General features: G+C 71.5%; 22 protein-coding genes. 11 read left to right on the forward strand and 11 right to left on the reverse strand.

Going from position 1 to position 25,290, the window contains the following annotated elements; genetic code table 11:
• Positions 1-13 precede the first annotated feature (13 nt).
• Both ABZ193_RS22690 and ABZ193_RS22695 read left to right on the forward strand, forming a co-directional pair.
• On the forward strand, positions 14-640 hold the full coding sequence (locus tag ABZ193_RS22690; protein WP_354711364.1) for a Maf family protein: 627 nt from the start codon (positions 14-16) through the stop codon (positions 638-640).
• A gap of 100 nt (positions 641-740) precedes the next feature.
• The gene (locus ABZ193_RS22695) at positions 741-2,060 is read left to right on the forward strand and encodes a dicarboxylate/amino acid:cation symporter (protein ID WP_020423458.1); all 1,320 of its coding nucleotides are present in this window, start codon (positions 741-743) and stop codon (positions 2,058-2,060) included.
• On the opposite strand, the gene ABZ193_RS22700 is transcribed toward ABZ193_RS22695, so the two are convergent.
• The gene (locus ABZ193_RS22700) at positions 2,057-2,680 is read right to left on the reverse strand and encodes a hypothetical protein (protein WP_020423459.1); all 624 of its coding nucleotides are present in this window, start codon (positions 2,678-2,680) and stop codon (positions 2,057-2,059) included. The genes ABZ193_RS22695 and ABZ193_RS22700 overlap by 4 nt on opposite strands.
• Positions 2,681-2,859: 179 nt before the next feature.
• Between ABZ193_RS22700 and ABZ193_RS22705 the strand changes: the two genes are divergently transcribed.
• The 5 genes from ABZ193_RS22705 to ABZ193_RS22725 all read left to right on the forward strand — a co-directional run bounded on the left by ABZ193_RS22705 (position 2,860) and on the right by ABZ193_RS22725 (position 6,565).
• On the forward strand, positions 2,860-4,659 hold the full coding sequence (locus ABZ193_RS22705; protein WP_237338751.1) for an acetyl/propionyl/methylcrotonyl-CoA carboxylase subunit alpha: 1,800 nt from the start codon (positions 2,860-2,862) through the stop codon (positions 4,657-4,659).
• 9 nt (positions 4,660-4,668) lie between these two features.
• The gene (locus ABZ193_RS22710) at positions 4,669-5,127 is read left to right on the forward strand and encodes a DUF1707 domain-containing protein (RefSeq protein WP_020423461.1); all 459 of its coding nucleotides are present in this window, start codon (positions 4,669-4,671) and stop codon (positions 5,125-5,127) included.
• Positions 5,124-5,483, forward strand: coding sequence for a DUF1707 domain-containing protein (locus ABZ193_RS22715; RefSeq protein WP_020423462.1), 360 nt, complete (start codon positions 5,124-5,126; stop codon positions 5,481-5,483). The genes ABZ193_RS22710 and ABZ193_RS22715 overlap by 4 nt, the downstream gene beginning before the upstream one ends.
• Positions 5,483-5,818, forward strand: a complete 336-nt coding sequence (locus tag ABZ193_RS22720; protein WP_020423463.1) for a hypothetical protein — start codon at positions 5,483-5,485, stop codon at positions 5,816-5,818. The genes ABZ193_RS22715 and ABZ193_RS22720 overlap by 1 nt, the downstream gene beginning before the upstream one ends.
• 108 nt (positions 5,819-5,926) lie before the next feature.
• Positions 5,927-6,565: an AMP-binding protein gene (locus ABZ193_RS22725; RefSeq protein WP_354711365.1), complete on the forward strand. Its 639-nt coding sequence runs from the start codon at positions 5,927-5,929 to the stop codon at positions 6,563-6,565.
• 591 nt (positions 6,566-7,156) lie between these two features.
• Here ABZ193_RS22725 and ABZ193_RS22730 read toward each other — a convergent pair.
• Entirely contained in the window at positions 7,157-8,869 is a 1,713-nt protein-coding gene (locus tag ABZ193_RS22730; protein WP_237338750.1) for a glycerol-3-phosphate dehydrogenase/oxidase, read from the reverse strand.
• A 151-nt stretch (positions 8,870-9,020) separates the two neighbouring features.
• On the opposite strand from ABZ193_RS22730, the gene ABZ193_RS22735 reads away from it, so the two are divergent.
• Together ABZ193_RS22735 and glpK are read left to right on the forward strand one after the other, a co-directional pair.
• Positions 9,021-10,025 carry an MIP/aquaporin family protein gene (locus ABZ193_RS22735; RefSeq protein ID WP_235716323.1) on the forward strand — a complete coding sequence of 335 codons (1,005 nt, stop codon included), beginning with the start codon at positions 9,021-9,023 and terminating at the stop codon, positions 10,023-10,025.
• Between the two features lie 33 nt (positions 10,026-10,058).
• Positions 10,059-11,564 (forward strand): glycerol kinase GlpK, encoded by a 1,506-nt coding sequence (gene glpK / locus ABZ193_RS22740; RefSeq protein WP_237338749.1) that lies wholly within the window; start codon positions 10,059-10,061, stop codon positions 11,562-11,564.
• A gap of 887 nt (positions 11,565-12,451) precedes the next feature.
• On the opposite strand, the gene ABZ193_RS22745 is transcribed toward glpK, so the two are convergent.
• The 4 genes from ABZ193_RS22745 to ABZ193_RS22760 form a co-directional block, all read right to left on the reverse strand.
• Positions 12,452-13,228 carry a VOC family protein gene (locus tag ABZ193_RS22745; RefSeq protein ID WP_237338792.1) on the reverse strand — a complete coding sequence of 259 codons (777 nt, stop codon included), beginning with the start codon at positions 13,226-13,228 and terminating at the stop codon, positions 12,452-12,454.
• A 70-nt stretch (positions 13,229-13,298) separates the two neighbouring features.
• Positions 13,299-13,826 carry a class F sortase gene (locus ABZ193_RS22750; protein ID WP_354711367.1) on the reverse strand — a complete coding sequence of 176 codons (528 nt, stop codon included), beginning with the start codon at positions 13,824-13,826 and terminating at the stop codon, positions 13,299-13,301.
• The gene (locus ABZ193_RS22755; protein ID WP_354711368.1) at positions 13,823-14,314 is read right to left on the reverse strand and encodes a hypothetical protein; all 492 of its coding nucleotides are present in this window, start codon (positions 14,312-14,314) and stop codon (positions 13,823-13,825) included. The genes ABZ193_RS22750 and ABZ193_RS22755 overlap by 4 nt, the downstream gene beginning before the upstream one ends.
• A gap of 83 nt (positions 14,315-14,397) precedes the next feature.
• A complete protein-coding gene (locus ABZ193_RS22760; RefSeq protein WP_020423174.1) occupies positions 14,398-15,801 on the reverse strand; it encodes an NAD(P)H-quinone dehydrogenase in 1,404 nt (467 codons plus the stop codon).
• Positions 15,802-15,900: 99 nt separating this feature from the next.
• On the opposite strand from ABZ193_RS22760, the gene ABZ193_RS22765 reads away from it, so the two are divergent.
• Positions 15,901-16,353: a gamma-glutamylcyclotransferase gene (locus tag ABZ193_RS22765; protein ID WP_039792089.1), complete on the forward strand. Its 453-nt coding sequence runs from the start codon at positions 15,901-15,903 to the stop codon at positions 16,351-16,353.
• A gap of 100 nt (positions 16,354-16,453) precedes the next feature.
• On the opposite strand, the gene ABZ193_RS22770 is transcribed toward ABZ193_RS22765, so the two are convergent.
• The 5 genes from ABZ193_RS22770 to ABZ193_RS22790 form a co-directional block, all read right to left on the reverse strand.
• Positions 16,454-17,749 carry a M20 family metallopeptidase gene (locus ABZ193_RS22770; RefSeq protein WP_020423176.1) on the reverse strand — a complete coding sequence of 432 codons (1,296 nt, stop codon included), beginning with the start codon at positions 17,747-17,749 and terminating at the stop codon, positions 16,454-16,456.
• Positions 17,750-17,913: 164 nt separating this feature from the next.
• Positions 17,914-18,204, reverse strand: coding sequence for a hypothetical protein (locus ABZ193_RS22775; RefSeq protein WP_237338746.1), 291 nt, complete (start codon positions 18,202-18,204; stop codon positions 17,914-17,916).
• A 42-nt stretch (positions 18,205-18,246) separates the two neighbouring features.
• Positions 18,247-19,230 carry a methylmalonyl Co-A mutase-associated GTPase MeaB gene (gene meaB / locus ABZ193_RS22780; protein WP_027932491.1) on the reverse strand — a complete coding sequence of 328 codons (984 nt, stop codon included), beginning with the start codon at positions 19,228-19,230 and terminating at the stop codon, positions 18,247-18,249.
• 4 nt (positions 19,231-19,234) lie between these two features.
• The gene (scpA, locus tag ABZ193_RS22785) at positions 19,235-21,403 is read right to left on the reverse strand and encodes a methylmalonyl-CoA mutase (protein WP_020423179.1); all 2,169 of its coding nucleotides are present in this window, start codon (positions 21,401-21,403) and stop codon (positions 19,235-19,237) included.
• Positions 21,403-23,274 carry a methylmalonyl-CoA mutase family protein gene (locus ABZ193_RS22790; protein ID WP_027936642.1) on the reverse strand — a complete coding sequence of 624 codons (1,872 nt, stop codon included), beginning with the start codon at positions 23,272-23,274 and terminating at the stop codon, positions 21,403-21,405. The genes scpA and ABZ193_RS22790 overlap by 1 nt, the downstream gene beginning before the upstream one ends.
• A 127-nt stretch (positions 23,275-23,401) precedes the next feature.
• Between ABZ193_RS22790 and ABZ193_RS22795 the strand changes: the two genes are divergently transcribed.
• Entirely contained in the window at positions 23,402-25,141 is a 1,740-nt protein-coding gene (locus tag ABZ193_RS22795; protein WP_020423181.1) for a serine/threonine-protein kinase, read from the forward strand.
• Positions 25,142-25,290: the final 149 nt, after the last annotated feature.

The raw sequence follows: 25,290 nt of genomic DNA on the forward strand, positions 1-25,290 counted from the left end.
ATACCCTCCCGACGTGCACTTCGTTCTCGCCTCACAGTCCCCCGCGCGCCTGGCGGTTCTGCGCGCCGCGGGCATCGAACCGAGTGTCGTGGTCTCCGGCGTCGACGAGGACGCCGTGGCCGCGGCCCTGACCGACCCGTCCCGCGAGGAGCTCGTCACCGCCCTCGCGCTCGCCAAGGCCGAGGCCGTGCTGGCCGAGGTCGCCCGCACGCACGCGGACGCGGTGGTCGTCGGCTGCGACTCGATGCTCTCGTTCAACGGCGAGATGCTCGGCAAGCCGGGCGACGCGGAGACCGCGCGCAAGCGGTGGGCGCAGATGGCGGGCGGCAGCGGCGACCTGCTCACCGGCCACGCGGTGCTGCTGGTCAAGGGCGGCGAGAAGGCCGGCCAGGCCGTCGGCACCCAGAGCACGCGGGTGCGGTTCTCGTCGCCGACCGAGGCCGAGATCGACGCCTACGTCGGCACCGGCGAGCCGCTGCGGGTCGCGGGCGCGTTCACGCTCGACGGGCTCGGCGGGTGGTTCGTCGAGGGCATCGACGGCGACCCCTCCAGCGTGATCGGGATCAGCCTGCCGCTGACCCGGCGGCTGCTCGCGGAGATCGGGATCAGCGTGACCGACCTCTGGTCTCCCACATCCTGAGAACTGCCCCACACGAAGGGGTCATGGGGAAGAGTCCGGTGACGCCGCGTGTTGACCACACGCGGCACAACCAGTGACTTTCACGCCCCGGAGCGAACCCGTGTCCCTGTTACGGACCTACACCAAACCCAAGGTCTTCGGCCTGATCGTGGTCGTCGCCCTCGTCGTGGGCGCCCTGCTGGGCATCCTCGCGAAGCAGACCGGCCAGGACTGGCTCGTCACGACCCTCGACACGATCGGGTCGATCTTCACGAACCTGCTGCAGGTCACCGTCCTGCCGCTGGTCTTCACCGCCATCGTGCTCGGCATCGTGAGCCTGCGCGGCCTCGGCGGCGCGCGCACCGCGGCCCGCCTCGGCGGCAAGACCGTGCTGTGGTTCGCGACGACCTCGCTGATCGCGGTGCTCATCGGCATCGTCATCGGCAAGATCGTGAACCCGGGCAGCGGCGTCTCGCTGCAGCCCCAGCCGTCGACCGTGGAGAAGCTCGCCTCGCGCGACCAGGGCTCGTGGCTGGACCTGATCAACAACCTGGTGCCGAGCAACCTGTTCGAGGCCTTCGCCGACGGCGAGATCCTGCAGGTCGTGCTCGTGTCGCTGGCCGTCGGCCTCGCCGCGTACGCGCTGGGCGACCGCGCCGAGCCGTTCGTGAACTTCAACCGCGCGGTGTTCGACATCGTGCAGAAGGTGCTGGGCTGGATCATCCGGCTCGCGCCGCTGGGTGTGCTCGGCCTGATCGGCAACGCGTTCGCCACCTACGGCGACCAGTTCGTGCGGCCGCTGCTGTCGCTGATCGTCGCCGTCTACGCGGGCACGCTGCTGGTGCTGTTCGGCGTGTACCCGCTGCTGCTGCGCTTCGTCGGCAAGGTGAGCCCGGCGGTGTTCTTCCGCAAGGCGTGGACGGCGCTGCAGTTCGCGTTCGTGTCCCGCTCGTCCGGCGCGACGCTGCCGCTGAGCCGCCAGACCGCGGTGAACCTCGGCGTCGACCCGGGCTACGCGAGCTTCGCGGTCCCGCTCGGCACGACGACCAAAATGGACGGTTGCGCCGCGGTTTACCCCGCGGTGGCCACGATCTTCATCGCGAACCTGTTCGGCATCTCGCTGTCCTTCGGCGACTACCTGCTGATCGTCGTGGTCGCGGTGTTCGGCGCGATCGCCACGGCCGGGGTGACCGGCTGGTTCACGATGCTCACGCTGACGCTGAGCACGCTGAACCTGCCGCCCGAGGTGATCGCCACCGGGATCGCCGTGATCTACGGCATCGACCCGATCCTGGACATGATGCGCACGGCGACGAACGTGGCGGGCCAGATCGCGATCCCGACGTGGATCGCGCGCACGGAGGGCCTCCTCGACGACGAGGTCCTGAACTCCCCCACCGCGGCGCCGCTGCTCGACGCGCCGCAGCCCGCGCGGGCCTAGCTGCAGGCGCGCAGGTCGCCCGGGTTGAGCTGCACCTCGGGCCAGCCACGCAACTGGCTGACCGAGGTGTAGCGCCGGGTGCAGCCCAGCGCGCTGCCGTCGAGCGCGAACACCCGCGCCAGCACCGGCGACGTCTGCACGACCACCACCTCGGGCGCGGTGTCGCCGGTGACGTCGTCCAGCCGCACGACCCCGCCGCTGGAGTAGTAGGGCTTGTCGACCGAGCGCCAGGTGCCGGCGCGGTCGACGAGCAGCTGCGCGATCGCAGCCCCCTCCTGCCGCGCGTGCACGAGGCAGGCCGACACCGTGCCGCTCACGCAGGACAACGAGTTCGCGTCCAGGCGCCCGCCCAGCGCGGTCACCGTCACCTCGATCGTGTTCGCGCCCGCCTGAAATCGCCCGTTGCCGCCTTGGGAATCGGCGAGCAGCTCGACCGGTTTGCCGTCCACGGTCGCCCGCGCCACCACCTGGCAGGGCCCCTCGCCGCAGTCCGCGCCCGCCGTCACCGCGTTGGTCCCGCCGCCGTCGGCCGGCGCCTGCGCGCTCGTCCCGTCCTCGCGCAGCAACCGCACGGTGACCAGCGCAGACAACGCCACGACGGCCGCCACGACCGCGGTCACGACAACCGAACGAGGCGCGCGTCCCCTGCCCACGTGCCCACCCCTTTCCCCTTCAGGGTAAGCGTGAGCCGGGTCTCACCGCAGCACGACTACTCCGCCGTAAACTCCGGGAAAGGCCCGCGGAAGCGCCGCGCGACGCTCCGGGGGGATTGCGTGAAGGACCAGATGGAGGTAAGGGCGTGCCCGAGCAGGCCAGCGCGACCCAGGGCGGACCGGTGACGAAGATCCTCGTCGCCAACCGGGGTGAAATCGCGGTCCGCGTCATCAGAGCGGCCAAGGACGCCGGGCTCGCGAGTGTCGCGGTGTACGCCGAGCCCGACCGGGACGCGCCGCACGTCCAGCTCGCCGACGAGGCGTTCGCCCTCGGCGGCACCACGGCCGCGGAGAGCTACCTCGTCATCGACAAGCTCATCGACGTGGCCAAGCGCTCCGGCGCCGACTCCGTCCACCCCGGCTACGGCTTCCTCTCCGAGAACGCCGACTTCGCGCAGGCGGTCATCGACGCGGGCCTGACCTGGATCGGGCCGAGCCCGCAGGCGATCCGCGACCTCGGCGACAAGGTCACCGCGCGGCACATCGCGCTCAAGGCCGGTGCCCCGCTGGTCCCGGGCACCAAGGACCCTGTGTCGAACGCGGACGAGATCATCGCCTTCGCCGACGAGCACGGCCTGCCCGTCGCGATCAAGGCGGCCTTCGGTGGTGGCGGCCGCGGCCTGAAGGTCGCCCGCACCAAGGAGGAGATCCCCGAGCTGTTCGAGTCGGCCACCCGCGAGGCGGTCGCCGCGTTCGGCCGGGGCGAGTGCTTCGTCGAGCGCTACCTGGACAAGCCTCGCCACGTCGAGGCGCAGGTCCTGGCCGACCTGCACGGCAACGTCGTGGTCGTCGGCACCCGTGACTGCTCGCTGCAGCGCCGCCACCAGAAGCTGGTCGAGGAGGCGCCCGCGCCGTTCCTGACCGACGAGCAGCGCCGCACCATCCACGAGTCGGCCAAGGCGATCTGCAAGGAGGCCGGCTACTCCGGCGCCGGCACGGTCGAGTACCTGGTGGGCCTGGACGGGACGATCTCGTTCCTGGAGGTCAACACCCGCCTGCAGGTCGAGCACCCGGTGTCCGAGGAGACCGCGGGCGTCGACCTGGTGCGCGAGATGTTCCGCATCGCCCAGGGCGAGAAGCTGCGGTTCACCGAGGACCCCGAGCCGCGCGGCCACTCCATCGAGTTCCGCATCAACGGTGAGGACGCCGGGCGCAACTTCCTGCCCGCGCCGGGCACCGTCACCAAGCTGGTCTTCCCGGAGGGCCCCGGCGTCCGCGTCGACTCCGGCGTGGTCACCGGCAGCGTCATCGGCGGCCAGTTCGACTCGATGCTGGCCAAGGTCATCGTCACCGGCACCGACCGGCAGAACGCGCTGGAGCGCAGCCGCCGCGCGCTGGACGAGATGGTCGTCGAGGGCATGGCGACGGTCCTGCCGTTCCACCGCGTCATCGTGCGCGACCCGGCGTTCGTCGGCGATGAGGACGGCTTCTCCGTGCACACCCGCTGGATCGAGACGGAGTTCGACAACCAGATCGAGCCGTTCACCGCGGCCGCGGAGGCCGACGAGGACGCCGAGCCGCGTCAGACGGTGGTCGTCGAGGTCGGCGGTCGTCGGCTGGAGGTGTCGCTGCCCGGCGACCTCGCGCTGGCGAGCGGCGGCGGCAAGGGCGGCGGTGGCGCGAAGGCCAAGCCGCGCAAGCGGGGCGGTGGCACGAAGGCCGCGGCGAGCGGCGACACCGTGGCCGCGCCGATGCAGGGCACCATCGTCAAGGTCGCGGTCGAGGACGGCCAGCAGGTCGAGGCCGGCGAGCTGCTCGTGGTGCTCGAGGCGATGAAGATGGAGAACCCGGTCACCGCGCACAAGTCGGGCACCGTGACCGGACTTTCCGTCGAGGTCGGCGCCGCTGTCACGCAAGGCGCTTCCCTGCTCGAAATCAAGGACTAACCTGACGGTGTGACCGAGGTTCCCTCGCCCGATCTGCGCATCGGCGACAACGACCGGGAGTCCGCGCTGAAGGCTCTCGGCGAGCACCTGAGCGCCGGGCGCCTGGACCTCGACGAGTACGGCGACCGTTCGGCGAAGGTCACCGCCGCCCGCACGCGGCGGGACCTCGCCGAGCTGTTCGCCGACCTCCCCGAGCCGCACCCGGTGTTCGAGCAGCCGGCGAAGGCGGTCGAGAAGAAGCCGGACCGGCCGCCGCGGCAGTGGTCGGACCGCCCGTTGCCGCAGCGCGTGGCGGCCGCCGCGGTGCCGTTCCTGTGGGTGGCGGCGATCGTGCTGGCCTTCGCCACCTCAACCTGGTGGTGGGTCGCCATGCCGTTCGTGTTCACCGCGGCCGCGAGTAATTTCTGGGGTTCGGACTGGGAGAAGCACCGGCACGGCGCCCACGGCAGGCGGGACCGGCGCCGGTGAGCGACGAACCGGACCTGCGGCTGTCCGACGCCGAGCGCACGGAGGCCATGGACGCCTTGTCCGAGCACGTCCGCACCGGCAGGCTGGACATCGACGAGTTCGGGCGGCGCTCGGCGCAGGTCGCGGCGGCCCGGACCCGGTCGGACCTCGCGCCGTTGTTCGCCGACCTGCCCGCGCCCCGGCCGCGGGTGCTCGACCGGCCCGCGCCCGCCCGGCCGCCCGCGCGGAAGGTCGGACTCGGGCTGCTCCCGCTGCTGGTGATCGCCGCGGTGGCGGTGTTCGTGCTGACCCGCGGCATGTGGGTGGTGCTGCTGGTGCCGGTGGTGATGGCGGTCGTGCTGGGCTGGCGGCGCTGATGGATCCGGTGGAGATCAACGCCGGCCGGTACTACCTGCGGCAGCTGCGATCCGACGACCAGCTGGACGACCGCCCGGCGCTGACGGCGGCCGGGGTGACCGCGCCGAGCCAGTACGTGGCGCGGCGGGCGCGTGAGTGGGCGCGGGACGAGAGCTACGCGTGGGTGATCGCGGAGCCGCGGACCGGTGCGATGCTGGGCGAGGTCGTGCTCGGCACCGACGGGACCATCGAGGTCTGGACCTCTCCGGACGACGAGGTGGCCGAGCGGGACGCCGTCGCCGCGGTCGCCCGGTTCGCGGCGGGCGCGCTCGGGCTGGCGGTCCGGCGTCCGTAGCCGGATGTGGCCCAGTCCTCTTGTGCTCGCTGACACAATTCCTCGCGCGCCGTCGCGGGTTGTGGTGATCTGGATTCAGATTCCGATTCAGCGCTGAACGGGGGGAACGTGGGCGAGTCCAGCGTCTTTCTGACCCGCATCCTCGACGTGCTGTTAGATGGCGGCGACCAGATCGCTTTCGCCCATCGTGGCCGGTCGATGACGTATCGGGAGACCTTCGACACATTACGGCGGCTGCATGCGACTTTGAAATCCGAGGGGATCGTCCCCGGGCAACTGGTCGCAATTACCGGAGGAAACGCGCCGGAAACAATTCTCCTGCAGTTCGCCTCCCAGTTGCTCGGTGCTCGGGTGGTGCACATCGACGAGGGCCGTTCCGATTTGCTGGAGCTGCTCGAGGTCGACCACGTGCTGACCACGGATCCGGAAGGCCCGCTGGTGACTTCGCGGGTCGCGCGCGCCGCTCGCCGGGACGAGGAGACCGCGTTGCCGCGCTCGATCGAGACGATGTTCTCCGGCGACGGCACGAACCTGGTCTGCTACCGGGACGTGTACGAGGAGATGGCCCGCACGACGCAACCGAACGCCGAGGGCCCGCAGCGGGTGCTGTTGATAGCGCCCCTGTCGCACCCGATCGGCAACCGGCTGACGTGCAAGGCCCTGCTCGCCGGCGACACGGTGGTCCTGCACGAGCGCACCACAGGCACCGGAAGCTTCGCGGCAGCCAACCTCGCCGGCGAAGCCTGACAGACCTCGCTCACGGCCGCAGTGCGCCGCGCCTGCTGCACGCGGGGGTCAGCCCCGCTCGCGGCAGGTCGCGGCCCCCCTCGAGGCCGGGCCACGCGAGCTACCACCGCTCCCGGCGCGCTCGCGGCCTGCCGCTGAGCGGCCGGCAAGCCCCGATCGCAGCGAGACCGCGCGCCGCAGCCGCCAGCGCGCCCACCCGAGCTGACCGCACGCACACGCCGTGCCAGCGGCGCGCCCACGAACTCCCACCAGCAGGCCCCGGCTCCCGTCGCGGCACGGCCGCAAACCACAGCGCTCGCCCACCAACCCTGGGCCGCGCTCGTCAGCGCGGCTGCGCCGCCGGCCCAGCCGCACCGAGCTCGGCCGGTCGCGGCACGGCCGCGAACCACAGCGCACCCACCAACGCCCGTCAGCACAGCTGGCACCCCACCACCAGCCCCACCGCACCGAACTCAGCCGGTCGCGGCACGGCCTCGAGCCGCAGCCCGCCCACTGACCCTGGCCGTGCTCGTCAGCGCTGCCACACCGCCAGCCCGGCACGCCGAGCTCGGCGGCAACCGTCCCGCCGGGTGGCCCCTCAGCCCGGAAACCTCACCCCACCGGGGCGGTCAACCGGGCCCTCGCCTCCGGCGCGCTGGACCGCCGCTCGTCGGCTGCCTCGTCGCTCGGCTGCGTCTGCGAGTCCCGCTCCGCGGCGACCCTCGCGGTGTACACCTCGACCTCGCGCCGGACCGCCTCCTCGGACCAGCCCAGCACGTCCGCGACCATCCGCGCCACCGCCTCGGCGCAATCCACACCGCGGTGCGGGTACTCGATCGAGATGCGGGTGCGCCGGGCGAGGATGTCCTCCAGGTGCAGCGCGCCCTCGTGACTGGCCGCGTACACCGCCTCGACCCCGAGGTAGTCCGGGGCGTGCTCGATCGGCCGCAGCAGCTCCGGCTTGCCGTCGCCGAGCGCCAGCACCTCGTGCACCAGCGAGCCGTACCGGTCGAGCAGGTGCCGGACCCGGTACGGGTGCAGGCCGTGCTGCGCGGCGAGGTGGTCGGCCTGGTTGACCAGCGCGTGGTAGCCGTCGGCGCCGAGCAGCGGCACCTTGTCGGTGATGGACGGCTGCAACCGGCCGGGCAGGTCGGGCGCGGCGGCGTCGACCGCGTCGGCGGCCATCACCCGGTACGTCGTGTACTTGCCGCCCGCGATCGCGACCAGCCCGGGCGCCACGCGCGCCACCGCGTGCTCGCGGGACAGCTTCGACGTCTCCTCGCTCTCCCCGGCCAGCAGCGGCCGCAGTCCGGCGTAGACACCCTCGATGTCGTCGTGCGTCAGCGGCGTCGCGAGCACCGAGTTGACGTGCTCGAGGATGTAGTCGATGTCGTTCTTCGTGGCCGCGGGGTGCGCCAGGTCGAGGTTCCAGTCGGTGTCCGTCGTGCCGACGATCCAGTGGTTCCGCCAAGGGATCACGAACAACACGGACTTCTCGGTGCGCAGGATCAGCCCGGACTCCGACACGATCCGGTCCCGCGGCACCACGATGTGCACGCCCTTGCTCGCACGCACCCGGAACCGGCCGCGGCTGCCGGACAGGCGCTGCAGCTCGTCGGTCCAGACCCCGGTGCAGTTGATGACCGCGTTCGCGTGGACCTCCGTCTCGCGCCCGTCCTCCACGTCCCGCACGCGCACACCGGACACCCGGTCGGCCTCCCGCAGGAACCCGACGACCTGGGTGCTGGTCCGGACCACCGCGCCGTAGTGCGCGGCGGTGCGGGCGACGGTCATGGTGTGGCGGGCGTCGTCGGCCTGCGAGTCGTAGTACCGGATTCCCCCGATCAGGGCATCGCGTTTGAGTGCGGGGACCAGCCGAAGTGCGCCCGCACGGGTGAGGTGCTTCTGCCCCGGCACCGACCGCGCGCCGCCCATCGTGTCGTACAGGAACAGGCCGGCCGCGGTGTAGGGACGTTCCCAGACGCGGTGCTGCAGCGGGTACAGGAAGCTGACCGGCTTCACCAGGTGCGGCGCGATGCGGGTGAGCATCAGCTCGCGCTCGCGCAGCGCCTCGCGGACGAGACCGAACTCGAGCTGTTCGAGGTACCGCAGGCCACCGTGGAAGAGCTTGCTCGACCGGCTCGACGTGCCGGACGCCAGGTCACGGGCCTCGACCAGGGCGACCCGCAGGCCGCGCGTGGCCGCGTCGAGCGCGGTGCCCGCGCCGACCACCCCGCCGCCGATCACCACGAGGTCGAACGTCTCCGCACCGAGCCGCCGCCAGGTCTCCTCCCTCGCCTCCGGCCCCAGCTTCGCCTCAGTCACTCCGGTTCCTTCCCTCGTGAACGTCCGCTGCACCCACCCAGCATGACACGTTTCCGCACGTCCTCACCGCGCAAGCGCTTGTCGTCCGGTCGGCGGGCGAGCACCATGTGACGTTCGGGACAACGTCGTCTCGCGCATTGGGAGGTGTGTCATGACCGACCGGACAGCCCGTCCCTGGACGAGGATGCGGCAGACCACGGCGGGTGAACTACTGGCCGAGTTCCTCGGCACCGCGATCCTCATCATCCTCGGTTGCGGATCCGTGGCCGTGGCCGTGGTCGGCCTGCCGGGCTCGGGCCGCCAAACCGTCGACTTCGGGCCCGCCAACTGGTTGATCATCGCGTGGGGCTGGGGCCTCGCGGTGGTCTTCGCCGTCTACGTGGCGGGCGGGGTCAGCGGGGCCCACATCAATCCGGCGGTGACCCTGGCCTGGGCCATCCGCCGCAAGTTCCCCTGGGCGAAGGTCCTGCCCTACTGGGCGGCCCAGGTGGTCGGCGCGTTCGCCGGCGCGGCCGTGGTCCTGGCGGTGTACCACAACGCGATCGACGCGTTCCTCGCGTCGCAGAACCCCCCGACGGGCCGGGACGGTTCGGTGGGCACGTTCTCGATCTTCGCGACGTTCCCCGCGGAGTACTTCGGCAACGGTGTGTGGGGGCCGCTGGTCGACCAGATCGTCGGAACGGCGATCCTCGTCGCCATCATCGCGGCGATCATCGACGCCCGCAACCAACCCCCGTCGGCCAACCTCGCCCCGTTCGTGGTCGGCCTGGTCGTGGTCGCGATCGGCCTCACCTACGGGACGAACGCCGGGTACGCGATCAACCCGGCCCGCGACCTCGGGCCACGGCTGCTGGCGTTCTTCGCCGGGTGGGGTGATGCGGCCTTCCCGGGCAACGGGGAGTGGTTCAGCTCGTACTGGTGGATTCCGATAGTGGGACCGCTCGTCGGCGGTGTGGTCGGTGTTCTGGTCTACGACTTCTTCATCGGCAGCGTGCTGGCTGTCCGTCCGGCGCCGGGTGCTGAACCGACGCCGCCGCCCGGCCGGGTTCCCGGCTCCGCCGACGGCGACGCGGGTGACGGCGCCCGGTCCGAGGGGGACGTTCTGCCCGAGACGGACCAGACCCGGTCCGGGCGGCAGGTGCAGCGATCCGAGTAGCCCACAGGCAGGCAAATCAACGGGAGGAGTCCCATGGCCTCATATGTCGCCGCCATCGACCAGGGCACCACATCGACGCGGGCGATGATCTTCGATCACTCCGGCCGGGTGGTCGCCGTCGAACAGAGGGAGCACGAGCAGATCTTCCCGCAGGCCGGGTGGGTCGAGCACAACGCGGAGGAGATCTGGGAGAACACGCGTGCGGTCACCGCGGGCGCGCTCGCCAAGGCCGACCTGCAGGCCGGGGACATCGCCGCGGTGGGCATCACGAACCAGCGCGAGACGGCGCTGGTGTGGGACCGGAAGACGGGCAAGCCGGTCTACAACGCGATCGTCTGGCAGGACACCCGCACCGACCGGATCGTCGACCAGCTCGGCGAGCTCGGCGGTGGCCAGGAGCGGTACCGGCCGAAGACGGGTTTGCCGCTGGCGACCTACTTCTCCGGGCCGAAGGTCAAGTGGATCCTGGACAACGTGGAGGGCGCGCGGGAACGCGCCGAGGCCGGCGATCTGGTGTTCGGCAACATGGACACCTGGACCGTGTGGAACATGACGGGCGGCCCGGACGGCGGGGTGCACGTGACGGACCCGACGAACGCCTCGCGCACCCTGCTGATGGACCTGGACACGCTGAGCTGGGACGAGGAAATCGCGGCGGACATGGGGATTCCCATGTCGATGCTGCCGGAGATCCGGTCGTCGTCCGAGGAGTACGGCAAGGTGCGCCCGCGTGGCGTGCTGTCGGGTGTGCCGATCGCCGGCATCCTCGGTGACCAGCAGGCCGCGACGTTCGGGCAGGCGTGCCTGTCCCCCGGCGAGGCCAAGAACACCTACGGCACCGGCAACTTCGTGCTGCTGAACACCGGCACGGAGAAGGTGATGTCGGAGAACGGCCTCCTCACGACGGTCTGTTACAAGATCGGGTCGAACGACACGGTGTACGCGCTGGAGGGTTCCATCGCGGTGACCGGTTCGCTGGTGCAGTGGCTGCGGGACAACCTCGGGATCATCCGCAATGCGGCCGAGATCGAGGAGCTGGCGCGCACGGTGGAGGACAACGGCGGGGCGTACTTCGTGCCGGCGTTCTCGGGCCTGTTCGCGCCGTACTGGCGGTCGGACGCGCGTGGCGTGATCGCCGGGTTGACGCGGTATGTGAACAAGGGGCACATCGCGCGGGCGGTCCTGGAGGCGACGGCGTTCCAGACGCGCGAGGTGATCGAGGCGATGAACGCGGACTCGGGCGTGCCGCTGAAGTCGCTGAAGGTCGACGGCGGGATGGTCGTGAACGAGCTGTTGATGCAGTTCCAGGCCGACATCCTGGACGTCCCGGTGATCCGCCCGGTGGTGGCGGAGACGACGGCCCTCGGCGCCGCGTACGCCGCCGGCTTGGCGGTCGGTTTCTGGGCGAGCGAGGACGACATCCGCAACAACTGGGCCCAGGACAAGGAGTGGAACCCGTCGATGGACGCCCAGCACCGCGAGGCGCAGTACCACAACTGGAAGAAGGCGGTGACGAAGACCTTCGACTGGGTGGAGTGACGGCGGCGGCGCGCGTTTCCTTGCCACGGCAGGGTTTTCGGCGGGAGGCGCGCGCCGCACTCCGGTGCGATCGGCTCGCGACGGGTGCGCTCGGCTCGCGACGGGTGCGGTCGGCTCGCGACCGGTGCGCTCGGCTCGCGAGGGGTGCGGCCGGCTCGTTCCAGTGCGCTCGGCTCGCACCGCAGTCCGGTGCGCTCGGCTCGCTCCGGTGCGCTCGGATCGCGCCCTGCGGTGAGCGATGGCAGGGCGGGGCGGCGCTGGGCCGCCGCGGGCCGCGACCGGGCGCGGCGGGAAGCTGACGCAGGGCACGCGCTCAGCGCGCAACAACCTCGCGCGCCCAGCATGGCGCTGCGATCCGGCACGACGCAACCTCACGCAGCCCAAGCTCAGCACTGCGACTCGGCCCGCAACAACCTCCCGCGACCAACACGGCGCTGCGATCCGACGCGAAGCAACCGTGCCTCAGCCCGAACTCAGCGCTACGGCTCGGCCCGCAACAAACTCCCGCGACCAGCACGGCGCTGCGATCCGGTCCGAAGCAACCGTGCCTCAGCCCGAACTCAGCACTGCGACTAGGCCCGCAACAACCTCCCGCGACCAACACGGCGCTGCGATCCGGTCCGAAGCAACCGTGCCTCAGCCCGAACTCAGCGCTACGGCTCGGCCCGCAACAACCTCCCGCGACCAACACGGCGCTGCGATCCGGTCCGAAGCAACCGTGCCTCAGCCCGAGCTCAGCACTGCGACTCGGCCCGCAACAACCTGCGCGGCCCCAGCGGGACCGTCCGCCGCGCAGGCGCAAGACTCAGCTCATCGAAAACCTCGGCATCCCCTCCCCGACCGAAACCCCGACCGAAACCCCGACCGAAACCCCTACCGTCCTCCGCTCAGGACTCCACCGCGATCAGCGTGAACGGCACCCCTTGGTCGTCCAGTACCTGGGCCATTCGCCCGTACGGTGAGTCCTGCGGCTCGGTCATCCGGCGGCCGCCAAGGGACTCCGCTTTCGCCAGCGCCTCGTCGGTGTCCGTCACTCCGAAGTAGACTGACCAGTGCGGCGGCACCTGCGCCGGGACCTCCGGCGGCAGCTGTCCCAGCCCGCCGACCGTCCGGTCGTCCACGTTCAGCGCCGCGTAGACGAAGCCGTCTGCGGACAGGTCGTCGAAGCGGTAGCCGAACACTCGGCCGTAAAAACCTTTCGCCGAGTCGAAGTCGCGTGTCATGCACTCGTTCCAGACCAGCGTGCCCGGCACGTTCGCGATTCCCGCGCCGATGTGCCCCTTCGCCTGCCAGAGGCCGAACGCCGCGCCCGTCGGGTCGGCCGCGATCGCCATCCGGCCCGAATCGCCGACATCGCCGGGCGGCAACAGCACCTGACCGCCTGCCTCGCTGATCTTCGCGGTCGTCTTGTCGACGTCGGCGACCGCCAGGTACGTCGTCCACGCCGCGCCCTGGTCGTCCACCGCGGGTGGTAACGGGCCGACCGCGGCTACGGCTCTGCCCTCCAGCGTCGCGATCGTGTAGTGCCCGTACTCCTCGCCCTGGTCCTCGAACCGCCAGCCGAGCAGCCCACCGTAGAACTCGGCCGCCCGCTTCGGATCGGCCACCATCAGGTCGACCCACGCCGGCGTGCCCTCGGGCCAAGCGGTGTCGCGCAGAGTCATCTCGAACATCCCTTCCACCAGGAGTTGTGCCAGTGGTCACAGTCTGGCAGCCACCCCCGACAAAAACGGGTCAGCCGAGAACGGCGTACACGATCACGTTGTCCCGATAACTGCGCGCCGCCCGGTCGAACTCGCCGCCGCAGGTGATGAGCCGCAGCTCCGGGCCGGCCGTGTCGCCGTACACCGCGGCGGTCGGGAACTCCGCCTTCGCCACCCGCTCCACGTGGGTCACCACGAAACCAGCGCGTGAACCGTCCACACGCGACACCTCCACCCGGTCACCGGGCGAGAGTTCCCCCAACCGCGCGAAAATCCCCGGCCGCCGGTTGCCGTCGACGTGCCCGAGCACCACCGCGGGCCCGCGCTCCCCCGGCGCCGGGCCGTGTGAATACCAGCCCGCCTGCCCTGGCGAAGTCACCGGCGGCGTCTCCACCGTCCCGTCCTCGTTGAGCCCCAACGGGATCAGTGTCGAGCGCGCCCCGATCGCCGGGATCTCCACGGCAGCGGGAGCCGCGACCGGCCGGGCCTGCTCCGGCGATGCGGCGCAACCGCACAGCAGGAGCAGGCCCAGCACCGCGGCGAACGCCGCCCGGATCACGGCGCCAGCGACCCGTCACCGGTCTGCGGCGCGCCCCGCGGCACGACCCGCGTCTGCCCCGGGCTCTGGTCCGCCTTGCCCGGCGCGGCCGACGAATCCCGGTCGAGCACGGTGAAGTAGACGGTCACCGGTTCCCCACCGCAGTGGAACGACACCGGATAGGAGCCTTCCGGCACATCGCGGATCACCGTTTCGGCGAACAACGCCCACGGCTGATGACCCTCCGCGTTCGCCGCGAGCGGCTGCGTCACCCGCAAGGCTCGCGTGGTGAGTGGACTGGCTTCGGCGTCGCACGCGGCGGCGACCGAGACCTGCTCGCCGGCGTGCCCGCTGTACGCGGACAGCTTCAACCAGACGGGCATCGGCGCCGAAGTGGTCTCCTCCGCCGAGCTGGTTTCCTCCGGCGAAGTGGTGGTGGTCTGCGCGAACGCCGGCGTGGCGGCGACCAGGGTCGCGAAGAAGCCGGCGGCGATGGCGGTTGTTCTCATGGCGGCCTCACGGCGGTAGAGCTGATGGCCCTTAAGGCGCGCCGCCGGGTGCCGGGGTTGGCCCCCGACACCGAACCGTGACGTCAGTCCAGGTCGTCGTGCCGCATCAGCTGCCGCGCGGCCTCCGTGATGGAGCCGGACAGCGACGGGTACACCGCGAAGGTGAGCGCCAGGTGGTCGACTGTCAGCTGGTTCTGCACGGCCAGCGCGATCGGCAGGATCAGCTCGCTCGCCGTCGGCGCCACGACCACGCCGCCGACGATCACACCGGTCGCCGGACGGCAGAACAGCTTCACGAAACCGCGGCGCAGCCCCTCCATCTTGGCCCGCGCGTTGGTCGCCAGCGGCAGCATGATGGTCCGGGCAGGCACCTCGCCGGAGTCGATCGCGCTCTGGCTGATGCCGACGGTCGCGATCTCCGGGTGGGTGAACACGTTCGCGGCGACCGTCTTCAGCTTGATCGGCGCGACGCCCTCGCCGAGCGCGTGCCACATCGCGATCCGGCCCTGCATGCTGGCCACCGACGCGAGCATCAGCACACCGGTGCAGTCGCCGGCCGCGTAGATGCCGGGGACGCTGGTGCGGGACACGCGGTCGACCGTGATGAACCCGCCGGGGCCGGGCTCGATGCCGACCCGCTCCAGGCCGATGTCCTTGGTGTTGGGCACCGAGCCGACGGTCATCAGCGCGTGGGTGCCCTCGATGACGCGGCCGTCCTGCAGGTGGACCTCGACGCCCTTCTCGGTGCGCTCGACCCGCTCGGCGCGCGCGTGCTTGACGACGGTGTTGCCGCGCTGGGCGAACACCTCCTCCAGCACGGCGGCGGCGTCCGCGTCCTCGTGCGGCAGGACGCGGTCGCGGCTGGAGACGAGGGTGACCTTGACGCCCATCTCGGTGTAGGCGGAGGCGAACTCGGCGCCGGTCACGCCGGACCCGACCACGACCAGGTGCTCGGGCAGTTCCGGCAGGTCGTAGAGCTGACGCCAGTCGAGGATGCGCTCGCCGTCGGGCACCGCGCCCGGCAGCACGCGCGGGGTGGCGCCGGTGGCGATCAGGACGACGTCGGCGTCGAGCACGTCGACGTCGCCGGTGGCCTTCGTGACGCGCACCTTGTGGGTGGCCAGGCCGGGCTCGTCGTCGTCGAACCGGCCCTCGCCGGTGAGGACTTTCACACCTTCGCGCTGCACGCGGGCGCGGATGTCGGCGGACTGGGCGAGCGCGAGGCCCTTGACCCGGCCGTGCACGGTGCGCAGGTCGACGCTCGTGTCGGCCATGTCGGTGATGATCCCCAGCTCACCGAGGCCGTGCATGTTCGCGCGGGCGCCGGAGGAGGCGATGAACGTCTTCGACGGGACGCAGTCGTAGAGCACGCACGCGCCGCCGAGCCCGTCCTTCTCGACGATCGTGACGTCGGCGCCGTGCTGTGCGGCCACCAGCGCCGCCTCGTAGCCCGCCGGTCCGCCGCCCATGATCACGATCCTGGTCACGTGGTCTCCTCCTCCTTACGCGCACCTCATCCACAACCTTAGGCCGCGACACCTGGAGTACGTCCGGTCGGGTGAGCGATGGGCGGCTAGGCTGTGCGCGTGCCGTTGTATGCCGCCTACGGGTCCAACATGGATCCGAATCAGATGATGGAGCGGGCGCCGCATTCGCCCATGGCCGGCACGGGCTGGCTGGAGGGGTGGCGGCTGACCTTCGGAGGCGAGGACCTCGGCTGGGAAGGCGCCCTGGCGACCATCGTCGAAGACCCGGGCTCCCGGGTCTTCGTCGTGCTGTACGACGTGACGCCCCTGGACGAGGCCCGGCTGGACAGCTGGGAAGGCGGCGAGCTGGGCATGCACAACAAGATCCGGCTCCGCGTGCAGACGATGGACGGCTCCGCGCTGGCCTGGCTGTACGTGCTGGACGCCTACGAGGGCGGTCTGCCGTCGGCCCGGTACCTGGGCGTGCTCGCCGACGCCGCCGAGGCCGCGGGCGCGCCGACGGACTACGTGGACGACCTGCGCACCCGCCCCTGCCGCGGTATCACATCCTGACCCCGGCTTGTCCACAACCCCTGTGGACAACCGCCGGCCCTGTGGACAAGCGAAGGCCGGCGAGCGTCACCCAGACGCTCGCCGGCCTTGTTCGTGCTGGTCAGGCCAGGGCGGCCAGCGCGGTGTGGACCAGGACGCGGACGCCGACGTGCAGCGCGCGCTCGTCCAGTTCGAAGGTGGGGCGGTGCAGGTCGCGCTGGTCGCCTTCGCCGGACCACACCCCGAGGCGGCAGAAGGCGCCCGGCACGTGCTCCAGGTACCAGGCGAAGTCCTCGCCGCCCGACGACTGTTCGGTACCGGTCACCGCATCGTCGCCGAGGGCCGCCTCGATGCCGGCGCGCAGCAGCGCCGTGCTGTCCTCGTCGCCGACGACCGGCGGCACCCCGCGGCGGTAGTCCAGCTCGAAACCGACCCCGTAGGGCGTCAGCAGCGACTCCACCGACGAGCGGACGAGCGGCTCCAGCGCCTTCCACACCTCGTGTTCGGCCGTCCGCAGCGTGCCCCGCAGCACGCCCTCCTCGGGCACCGCGTTGGCGGCCTGCCCGGCGTGCACCGCGCCCCACACCAGCACGGTGCCGGAGCGCGGGTCGACCCGCCGGGACAGCAGCGACGGCAGCGAGGTGATCGCGACGCCCAGCGCGTGCACCAGGTCGGCGGTCAGGTGCGGCCGGGAGGTGTGCCCGCCGGGCGAGGTCAGCCGCAGCTCGATGAGGTCGGCGGCCGACGTCAGCGCGCCGACGCGGGTGCCGATCTTGCCGACCTCGACCCGCGGGTCGCAGTGCAGGCCGAAGATCCGGTCGACGCCGTCGAGACCACCCGCGGTGATCACGTCGAGCGCGCCGCCGGGCATGACCTCCTCGGCCGGCTGGAAGATCAGCCGCACGCGTCCGGGCAGCTCGGGCGCCGACGCGAGGGCCTTGGCCGCGCCGAGCAGGATCGCGGTGTGCGCGTCGTGCCCGCAGGCGTGCGCCGCGCCGTCCACCGTCGACGAGTAGGGCAGGCCGGTCGCCTCGGTGAGCGGCAGCGCGTCGATGTCGGCCCGCAGCGCGACGCAGCGGTCACCCGATCCGACGTCGCACACCACACCGGTGCCGCCGGGCAGGATCTCCGGGCTGAGACCGGCCGAGCGCAGGATGTCGCAGATCAGCTCGGTGGTCGCGAACTCGTGGCGCGCCAGCTCCGGGTGGGCGTGGATGTGGCGGCGCCAGGCGACCAGGTCCGTGCCGCCGCGCTCGAGCCACTCGTCCAGCCAGAAGGGGCCCCGGCCCGCACCGAGATCGGTCACGGGAGCCATGCTGACGCCGTCCGCCGTGATCAGCGCGTCCGACGCCTCGAACGAGGTAGGGCGACCACCGTGATCACCGGGCACCTCCGGGCGGGAGTCCAGCACGGTCACGCCGCACCTCCATACACACCGAGAACTACGTAACCCATTTGACGCAATCCTGCACCATGCAAGGAGCAATCTTCGAACCGGATCTCACGCTGGGCGACGGCCGGTAGTGGATCTGCGGCGAGCGGCACTACGGAATACGGCGTAACCGAATGCGCCGCGTGTGGTCAGCTGGAGGCCTTGCGCTTCTTGCGCCGCACGCTCCGTCCCCAGAGGACGATGGCGGCGAGCACCGCGGCGAGCACCCCGACGATGATCTTGTTCTTCGTCTTCTCCTGGTTGGCCTTGCTGTTCTCGTCGGGGTTGATGCGCGGCCCGGGGTCCGTGGTCTGCTGCGCCACCACGTCGGCGGCGACGTGCACGGCCACCGGCGCGGCGAGCGCGGGCGCGGTGGGCACGGCGAACGTGACCATCGTCGTCAGCATCAGACCCGCGAGCACGGCACGCACCTTGACCATGCTGCCCAGTGTGCCGGTTCGGTTACCCGTCAACAAGGAGACTCACGCGGAGAAGGCGTCCAAGATCTTCTGCGCGGCCAGCGTGGCGGTCAGCCTGCCCTCCCGGACGTCCTCCTCGACCTCGGGTACCAGCGCTTTCACGCCCGGGTGCTCGGCGAGGCGGGCCTGCAGCTGTTCGCGCACCATGGCCCAGGTCCAGTCGACCTGCTGCTGCTTGCGCTTGCGGTCCAGCTCGCCGGATCCCGCCAGCGTTTCCCGGTGCCGCTCGATCTGCTGCCACACCGTGTCCAGGCCGATGTCGTTGAGCCCGCTGCAGGTCAGCACCGGCGGCGTCCACGCCGCGTCCGGGCCGTAGATCATCCGCAGCGCCCCGGCCAGTTCCCGCGCGGCGCGCTTGGCGTCGCGCTCGTGCTCGCCGTCGGCCTTGTTCACCGCGATCACGTCGGCGAGCTCCAGCACGCCCTTCTTGATGCCCTGCAACTGGTCGCCGGTGCGGGCCAGCGTCAGGAACAGGAAGCAGTCGACCATGTTCGCCACGGTCACCTCGGACTGCCCGACGCCGACGGTCTCGACCAGCACGACGTCGTACCCGGCGGCCTCCATCAGCACGATCGTCTCGCGGGTGGCGCGGGCGACGCCGCCGAGCGTGCCGGACGTCGGCGACGGCCGGATGAACGCGGCCGGGTCGTTGGCCAGCCGCGCCATGCGGGTCTTGTCGCCGAGGATGCTGCCGCCGGTCCGCGTCGACGACGGGTCCACGGCCAGCACCGCGACCCGGTGGCCGGACTCGGTCAGGTCGGTGCCGAGCTGGTCGATGAAGGTCGACTTGCCGACCCCGGGCACGCCGGTGATCCCGACGCGCCGCGCGCCACCGGCGTGCGGCAGCAGCTCGACCAGCAGCTCCTGGGCCAGCTGCCGGTGGTCCGGCCGCTGGGACTCGACCAGCGTGATCGCCCTGGACAGCGTGCCGCGGTCGCCCGCGAGCACACCCTTGGCGTAGGCACCGACGTCGATCTTGCGCGGCAAGGGCTCAGGACTCCCGCTGCTCGAGCTGGTCGAGCAGGTCCAGCGCGGCGTCCGCGATGACCGTGCCCGGCCCGAAGATCGCCGACGCGCCCGCGGCCCGCAGCTCGTCGTAGTCCTGCGGCGGGATGACGCCGCCGCACACGATCATGATGTCCTCGCGCCCGAGCTGGGCCAGCTCCTCACGCAGCGCGGGCACCAGCGACAGGTGACCGGCGGCCAGCGAGGACACGCCGACGACGTGCACGTCCGCCTCGATCGCCTGGCGCGCGACCTCGGCCGGCGTGGAGAACAGCGGGCCCACGTCGACGTCGAAGCCGAGGTCGGCGAACGCCGTGGCGATCACCTTCTGGCCGCGGTCGTGCCCGTCCTGCCCCATCTTGGCGACGAGGATGCGCGGACGGCGCCCCTCCGCCTCGGCGAACGCCTCGACCCGCGCGCGTGCCTTCTCCACGTTCCCGGATTTCCCGACCTCGTCGCGGTACACCCCGGAGATCGTACGAATCTGCCCGGCGTGGCGGCCCCACACCTTCTCCAGCGCGTCGGAGATCTCGCCGACGGTCGCCTTCGCGCGGGCCGCGTCGACGGCCAGCTCCAGCAGGTTGCCCGAGCCTTCCGCGGCCGCGGTGAGACGGCGCAGCGCGTCCTGCGTGGCGTCCTCGTCGCGCTCCTCGCGCAGCCGCCGCAGCTTCTCCAGCTGCTGCGCGCGCACCCCGGCGTTGTCCACCTTGAGCACGTCGATCTGCTGGTCGTCGACCACCTGGTACTTGTTCACGCCGATCACCGGCTGGCGGCCGGAGTCGATCCGCGCCTGGGTGCGGGCCGCGGCCTCCTCGATGCGCAGCTTCGGGATGCCGGCGTCGATCGCGCGGGCCATGCCGCCCGCCGACTCGACCTCGCTGATGTGGCCCCACGCCTTGCGCGCCAGGTCGTAGGTCAGCTTCTCGACGAACGCGCTGCCGCCCCACGGGTCGATCACGCGCGTGGTGCCGGACTCCTGCTGCAGCAGCAGCTGGGTGTTGCGGGCGATGCGCGCGGAGAAGTCGGTGGGCAGGGCCAGCGCCTCGTCGAGCGCGTTGGTGTGCAGCGACTGCGTGTGCCCCTGGGTCGCGGCCATCGCCTCGACGCAGGTGCGGATGACGTTGTTGAACACGTCCTGCGCGGTCAGCGACCAGCCGCTGGTCTGGCTGTGCGTGCGCAGGGACAGCGATTTCTCGGACTTGGGCTCGAACTGCTTGACCAGCTTCGCCCACAGCAGCCGGGCCGCCCGCAGCTTGGCGACCTCCATGAAGAAGTTCATGCCGATCGCCCAGAAGAAGGACAGGCGCGGCGCGAACTTGTCGACCTCCAGGCCCGCGTCGATCCCGGCGCGGATGTACTCGACGCCGTCGGCCAGCGTGTACGCCAGCTCCAGGTCGGCGGTCGCCCCGGCCTCCTGCATGTGGTAGCCGGAGATGGAGATCGAGTTGAACCGCGGCATCCGCTGCGAGGTGTACGCGAAGATGTCGGAGATGATCCGCATCGACGGCTGCGGCGGGTAGATGTAGGTGTTGCGGACCATGAACTCCTTGAGGATGTCGTTCTGGATGGTCCCGGCCAGCTGCTCGGGCCGCACGCCCTGCTCCTCGGCCGCCACGATGTAGAGCGCCATGACGGGCAGCACCGCGCCGTTCATGGTCATCGACACGCTCATCTTGTCCAGCGGGATGCCGTCGAACAGCTGCCGCATGTCGTAGATGGAGTCGATCGCCACGCCCGCCATGCCGACGTCACCGGCGACGCGCGGGTGGTCGGAGTCGTAGCCGCGGTGGGTGGCCAGGTCGAAGGCGACCGACAGGCCCTTCTGCCCGGCCGCGAGGTTGCGGCGGTAGAAGGCGTTGGACTCGGACGCGGTGGAGAACCCGGCGTACTGGCGGATCGTCCACGGCTGGTTGACGTACATCGTCGGGTACGGGCCGCGCAGGAACGGCGCGATGCCCGGGTACGTGCGCAGGAAGTCCAGACCGGCGGTGTCCTCGGCGGTGTAGAGCGGCTTGATGCCGATGCCCTCGGGGGTTTCCCAGGTCAGGGCGTCGGCGCCCTTGCCGGTGCTCGAGTGGAGCGCCTCGGCCCAGCCGGTCTGACTGCCCGGGTCGGGGATGCCGAGTTCGACGTCGGTGAAGTCGGGGATGGCCATCACTTCACTCCCAGCGTGTCGAGGATGGCGGCCAGGGCAGCGAGGGCGTCGCAGCCCGCGTGCACGTACGTGTCGACGCCCGGGTACTGCCCCTTGCCCGCGAGGATCACCCGCCTGGCGCCGGCTTCCTTGAGCTGCTTCGCGGTGTCCGCCGCGTGCTCGGCGTAGAGCTTGTCGGTGCCACACAGGCAGGCGACCGTCGCGCCGCTCTCGCGGAAGGCGGCGACCACGTCCTCGACCGCGCCCGGGTTGAGCGGTTCGATGCCGCCGGCCTGGAGGAGGTTGGACGCGAAGGTCGCGCGGGCGGTGTGCGCGGCGACCGGGCCGAGCGTGGCGAGGAAGACCTTCGGCCGCTCACCCGTCTCGGCGAGGTGCGCGTCGGAGCGGTCCCGCAGCTCCTCGTAGGCCTGCGCGTACCGCACGCGCGGCAGCCCGCCCTCGTCCACAACGGACGGAGCCGGGGTGCGCTCGACCGGTTTCTCGTGCAGGTCCGGGAACTCGCTGACGCCGGTGATCGGGTCCTTGCGGGTGGCCAGGCGCTTCTGCCGCGCCGCCCAGGTCTCCGCGAGCCGGGCCGCGAGCGCGCCGGAGTCCAGGACCGCCTCGATGCCGCCCTGCCGCTCGATCTCGGTGAACTCGCGCCAGGCCGCGTTGGCCAGCGCGTCGGTCAGGTTCTCCACGTACCAGGAGCCGCCTGCCGGGTCGATCACGCCGGACAGCTTCGATTCCTCCAGCAGGATCGACTGGGTGTTGCGGGCGATCCGTCGGGAGAAGGAGTCGGGCAGCCCGATCGCGAAGTCGAACGGCAGGACGGTGACCGCGTCCGCGCCGCCGACACCGGCGGCAAAGCAGGCGACGGTGCTGCGCAGCATGTTCACCCACGGGTCGCGGCGGGTGAACATCGCGGGCGAGGTGACGGCGTGCTGGCGCATGCCGCGGCCTGCGGTCGCGCCGGACACCTCGCACACCCGCGCCCACAGGCGGCGGGCGGCGCGCAGCTTGGCGATGGTGAGGAACTGGTCGGCGGTCGCGGCGAAGCGGAACTCGAGCTGGTCGGCGGCCGCGTCCACGCTCAGCCGGGCGTCGGTGAGGGCACGCAGGTAGGCCACCCCGGCGGCGATGGCGGCGCCGAGTTCCTGCGCGTCGGAACCGCCCGCCTCGTGGTAGGGCAGGGCGTTGACGACCAGCGTGCGCAGCTTCGGGTGCTTGGCGGACAGGCGGGCCGCGAGCGCGGCGGCGGGGGCGGTGTCGTGCGGCCGGCCGGTGCGGGCACGCAGGGCGATCGGGTCGGCGCCTATGGTCCCGGTGACCTCGCTGTCCGGGATGTTCTTTTCGGCGAGCAGCCCGAGCAGCGCGTCGGCGGCGGCCTCGTAGTCGGCGCCGGGGTCGAGCACGATCGGCGCGAGGTCGAGGTAGACCTCGTTGAGTGCGTCGGCGAGGGCGTCCAGTGGCAGTGCGTCACCACCGACGCGCAGCCACACCGAGGAGGCGCCGTTCTCCAGGTCGGCGAGGACGGCCTTGTTGGTCTCGGCCGCGTCGGCGCCGCCGTGCAGGACGCGCACGTCCCAGCCGGTGTCGACGTTGCCTTCGGCCCGCGCGCCCCGCACGTACGGGGGCAGGCCGGGGAACCCGGCGGGCGCGGCGGCGTCGTCCGCCGTGTAGAGCGGCTGGATCTCGATGCCGTCGTAGGTCTTGCTGGTCAGGAGGCTTTCCGGGGCGCCGTCGAAGTCCTCCGGCAGCACTCCGCTCTTCGTCAGCACCCCCGCCACGAGGCGTTGCCAGTCCTCGTGCCGCGGCGTCCCGAACTCGGCGGCGAGGGCCAGCTCGTCCGGTGAATCCGGGGTGGGCGCCGTTGTCCCAGCCTGAGTCATAGGTCTGATGGTAGGGGGCGGGCAAGGGGCGCGATTGTGACTCTGCTCGCGGCCCGGCAGCGCCCGCAGTCACCGAGCGCGCATCCGCAACAATGGTGCCGTGGCGAGTTCGAGCGAGGAGACCAGGGTGGTGGCCGGGCGGTACCGGCTGCGCTCCGTGCTGGGCTCCGGCTCGATGGGCACGGTGTGGTCGGCCTACGACGAGTTCCTGCACCGGCCGGTCGCGGTGAAGGAGATCCTGCTGCCGCCCGGGGTCACCGCGGGCCAGGCGAACGAGCTGCGTGAGCGGACGCTGCGCGAGGCCAGGGCCATCGCCGTGCTGTCTCACCCGAACGTGATCACCCTGCACGACGTCGCACGTCAGGACGGCGAGCCGTTCGTCGTGATGGAGCTGCTGCCGTCGCACAGCCTCGCCGAGCTGATCCGCGACCACGGGCCGCTGTCGGTCGAGCAGGCCGCCGCGGTAGGTGACGCGGTGGCCGCGGCGCTGGGGGCCGCGCACAACGCGGGCATCACGCACCGTGACGTGAAGCCGGGGAACGTGCTGGTCGCGGAGGACGGGCGGATCAAGCTCACCGATTTCGGCATCGCCCGGAACGTGTCGGACGCGTCGATGACCCGTACCGGGATGACGCTGGGTTCGCCGGCGTACATCGCCCCGGAGGTGGCTTCCGGCAAAGCCGTCACCCCGGCCGCGGACCTGTGGGGTCTGGGCGCGACGTTGTTCTGCGCGGTGGAGGGCCACCCGCCGTACGACGCGGACGGCGACCCGCTGGAGACGATCGGGAAGGTCGTGAAGGGCGAGGTGCCGCGGCCGTCGCCCGGTCCGCTCGCGCCGTTGATCACCGCGTTGATGGCGAAGGAGCCGCGGGACCGGTTGCCGCTGGCGCAGGTGCGGCGGCAGTTGTACCCGATACTGGAGAAGGCGCCGCGGGTCCTGTTCGGACCGGAGATGTTCGCCGCGGCGAGCGGTCAGCGCGAGGAGGCCACCGACACTCGGGAGATCTCGGCGAGCCCGGTGCTGGAGGACGGTGCCGCGGAGGCGAGCGGTGAGCTGGCGGCCGATCCCGGTCCCCTGCCGTTCGGCCCGCCCCGAGCGGAGGCGAGCAACGAGCTGGCCGCCGATCCAGGGCCGTTGCCGTTCGGGCAGCCTCGTCCGGCCGACACGCTGGCCGCGCCCCGCCCGGCTGCCACGCTGGCGGCACCGGCCACGGCCGGCCGCAGCACTACGGCGACGGTGTTGCTGGTGGTGGCTTCGCTGGTGCTGTTCGTGGCCGCCGCGTTCGGCGGTTTCGTCGCGGCGCGGGTGATCGGGGCGCAGCCGGTGGCGCCCCCGTCGCGGGACGAGACGTCCGCGCCGTCGGTCCCGCAGCCCACAGTCTTCGAGCGGCGCACGGGCGAGGCGTCGAGCGTCAAGGGAGCCCAGGACGGCACCTTCACGGTCGACGTGCCTGCCGACTGGACGCGGTTCACGAGCTCCCAGGCCGGCGACGACCTGCCCCTGTCGACGCTGGTGCAGTTCGTCTCCGCGGACGGCTCGCAGATGCTGGCGGTGAACCACTTCCCGAAGTACTTCCCCGGCAACGACATCGCCGACTACGTCAAGGCGCTGGAGAAGAGCCGCTCGAACGGCGAGTTCAAGCTGGTCAACCAGGCGAAGCTGGCCGAGCAGGACGGCCTGACGATGATGTACCGGACCATCGACAGGGCCCCGGCGGGATCCGTGAGCCGCACGACGTACGCGAAGGTGTTCAAGCAGGGCACCAGCCTGTGGGCAGTCAGCGTGACGGTGCCGACGGAGCAGGAAGAGACCGCGAAGACCGCGCTCTACGACCGCATCCTGCCCACCTTTCAAGTGACCGGCTAGGCACGTCGGACGCGACCGCCGCCCGGCAACGAAAAGCAGGCGGCCAACCCAACCAGACCTCCCCCGCCCCCCGATCCACAGCCGATCTTTAGTCGCCGACCAGCCGTGTCAAGGCACGCTTTCCCGCCTTGACACGGCTGCTCGGCGAC

The sequence above is a fragment of the Amycolatopsis sp. NPDC006125 genome (genome assembly GCF_040614195.1).
Classification (GTDB): domain Bacteria; phylum Actinomycetota; class Actinomycetes; order Mycobacteriales; family Pseudonocardiaceae; genus Amycolatopsis_E; species Amycolatopsis_E tucumanensis.

What these genes read in the sequence shown, in the direction of transcription:
- ABZ193_RS22720 (WP_020423463.1), top strand. Translation starts at nt 5,483, where the DNA reads ATGGATCCGGTGGAGATCAACGCCGGCCGGTACTACCTGCGGCAGCTG.
- ABZ193_RS22735 (WP_235716323.1), top strand. Translation starts at nt 9,021, where the DNA reads ATGACCGACCGGACAGCCCGTCCCTGGACGAGGATGCGGCAGACCACG.
- glpK (WP_237338749.1), top strand. Translation starts at nt 10,059, where the DNA reads ATGGCCTCATATGTCGCCGCCATCGACCAGGGCACCACATCGACGCGG.
- ABZ193_RS22745 (WP_237338792.1), bottom strand. Translation starts at nt 13,228, where the DNA reads ATGACTCTGCGCGACACCGCTTGGCCCGAGGGCACGCCGGCGTGGGTC.
- ABZ193_RS22755 (WP_354711368.1), bottom strand. Translation starts at nt 14,314, where the DNA reads ATGAGAACAACCGCCATCGCCGCCGGCTTCTTCGCGACCCTGGTCGCC.
- ABZ193_RS22775 (WP_237338746.1), bottom strand. Translation starts at nt 18,204, where the DNA reads ATGGTCAAGGTGCGTGCCGTGCTCGCGGGTCTGATGCTGACGACGATG.
- scpA (WP_020423179.1), bottom strand. Translation starts at nt 21,403, where the DNA reads ATGGCCATCCCCGACTTCACCGACGTCGAACTCGGCATCCCCGACCCG.
- ABZ193_RS22790 (WP_027936642.1), bottom strand. Translation starts at nt 23,274, where the DNA reads ATGACTCAGGCTGGGACAACGGCGCCCACCCCGGATTCACCGGACGAG.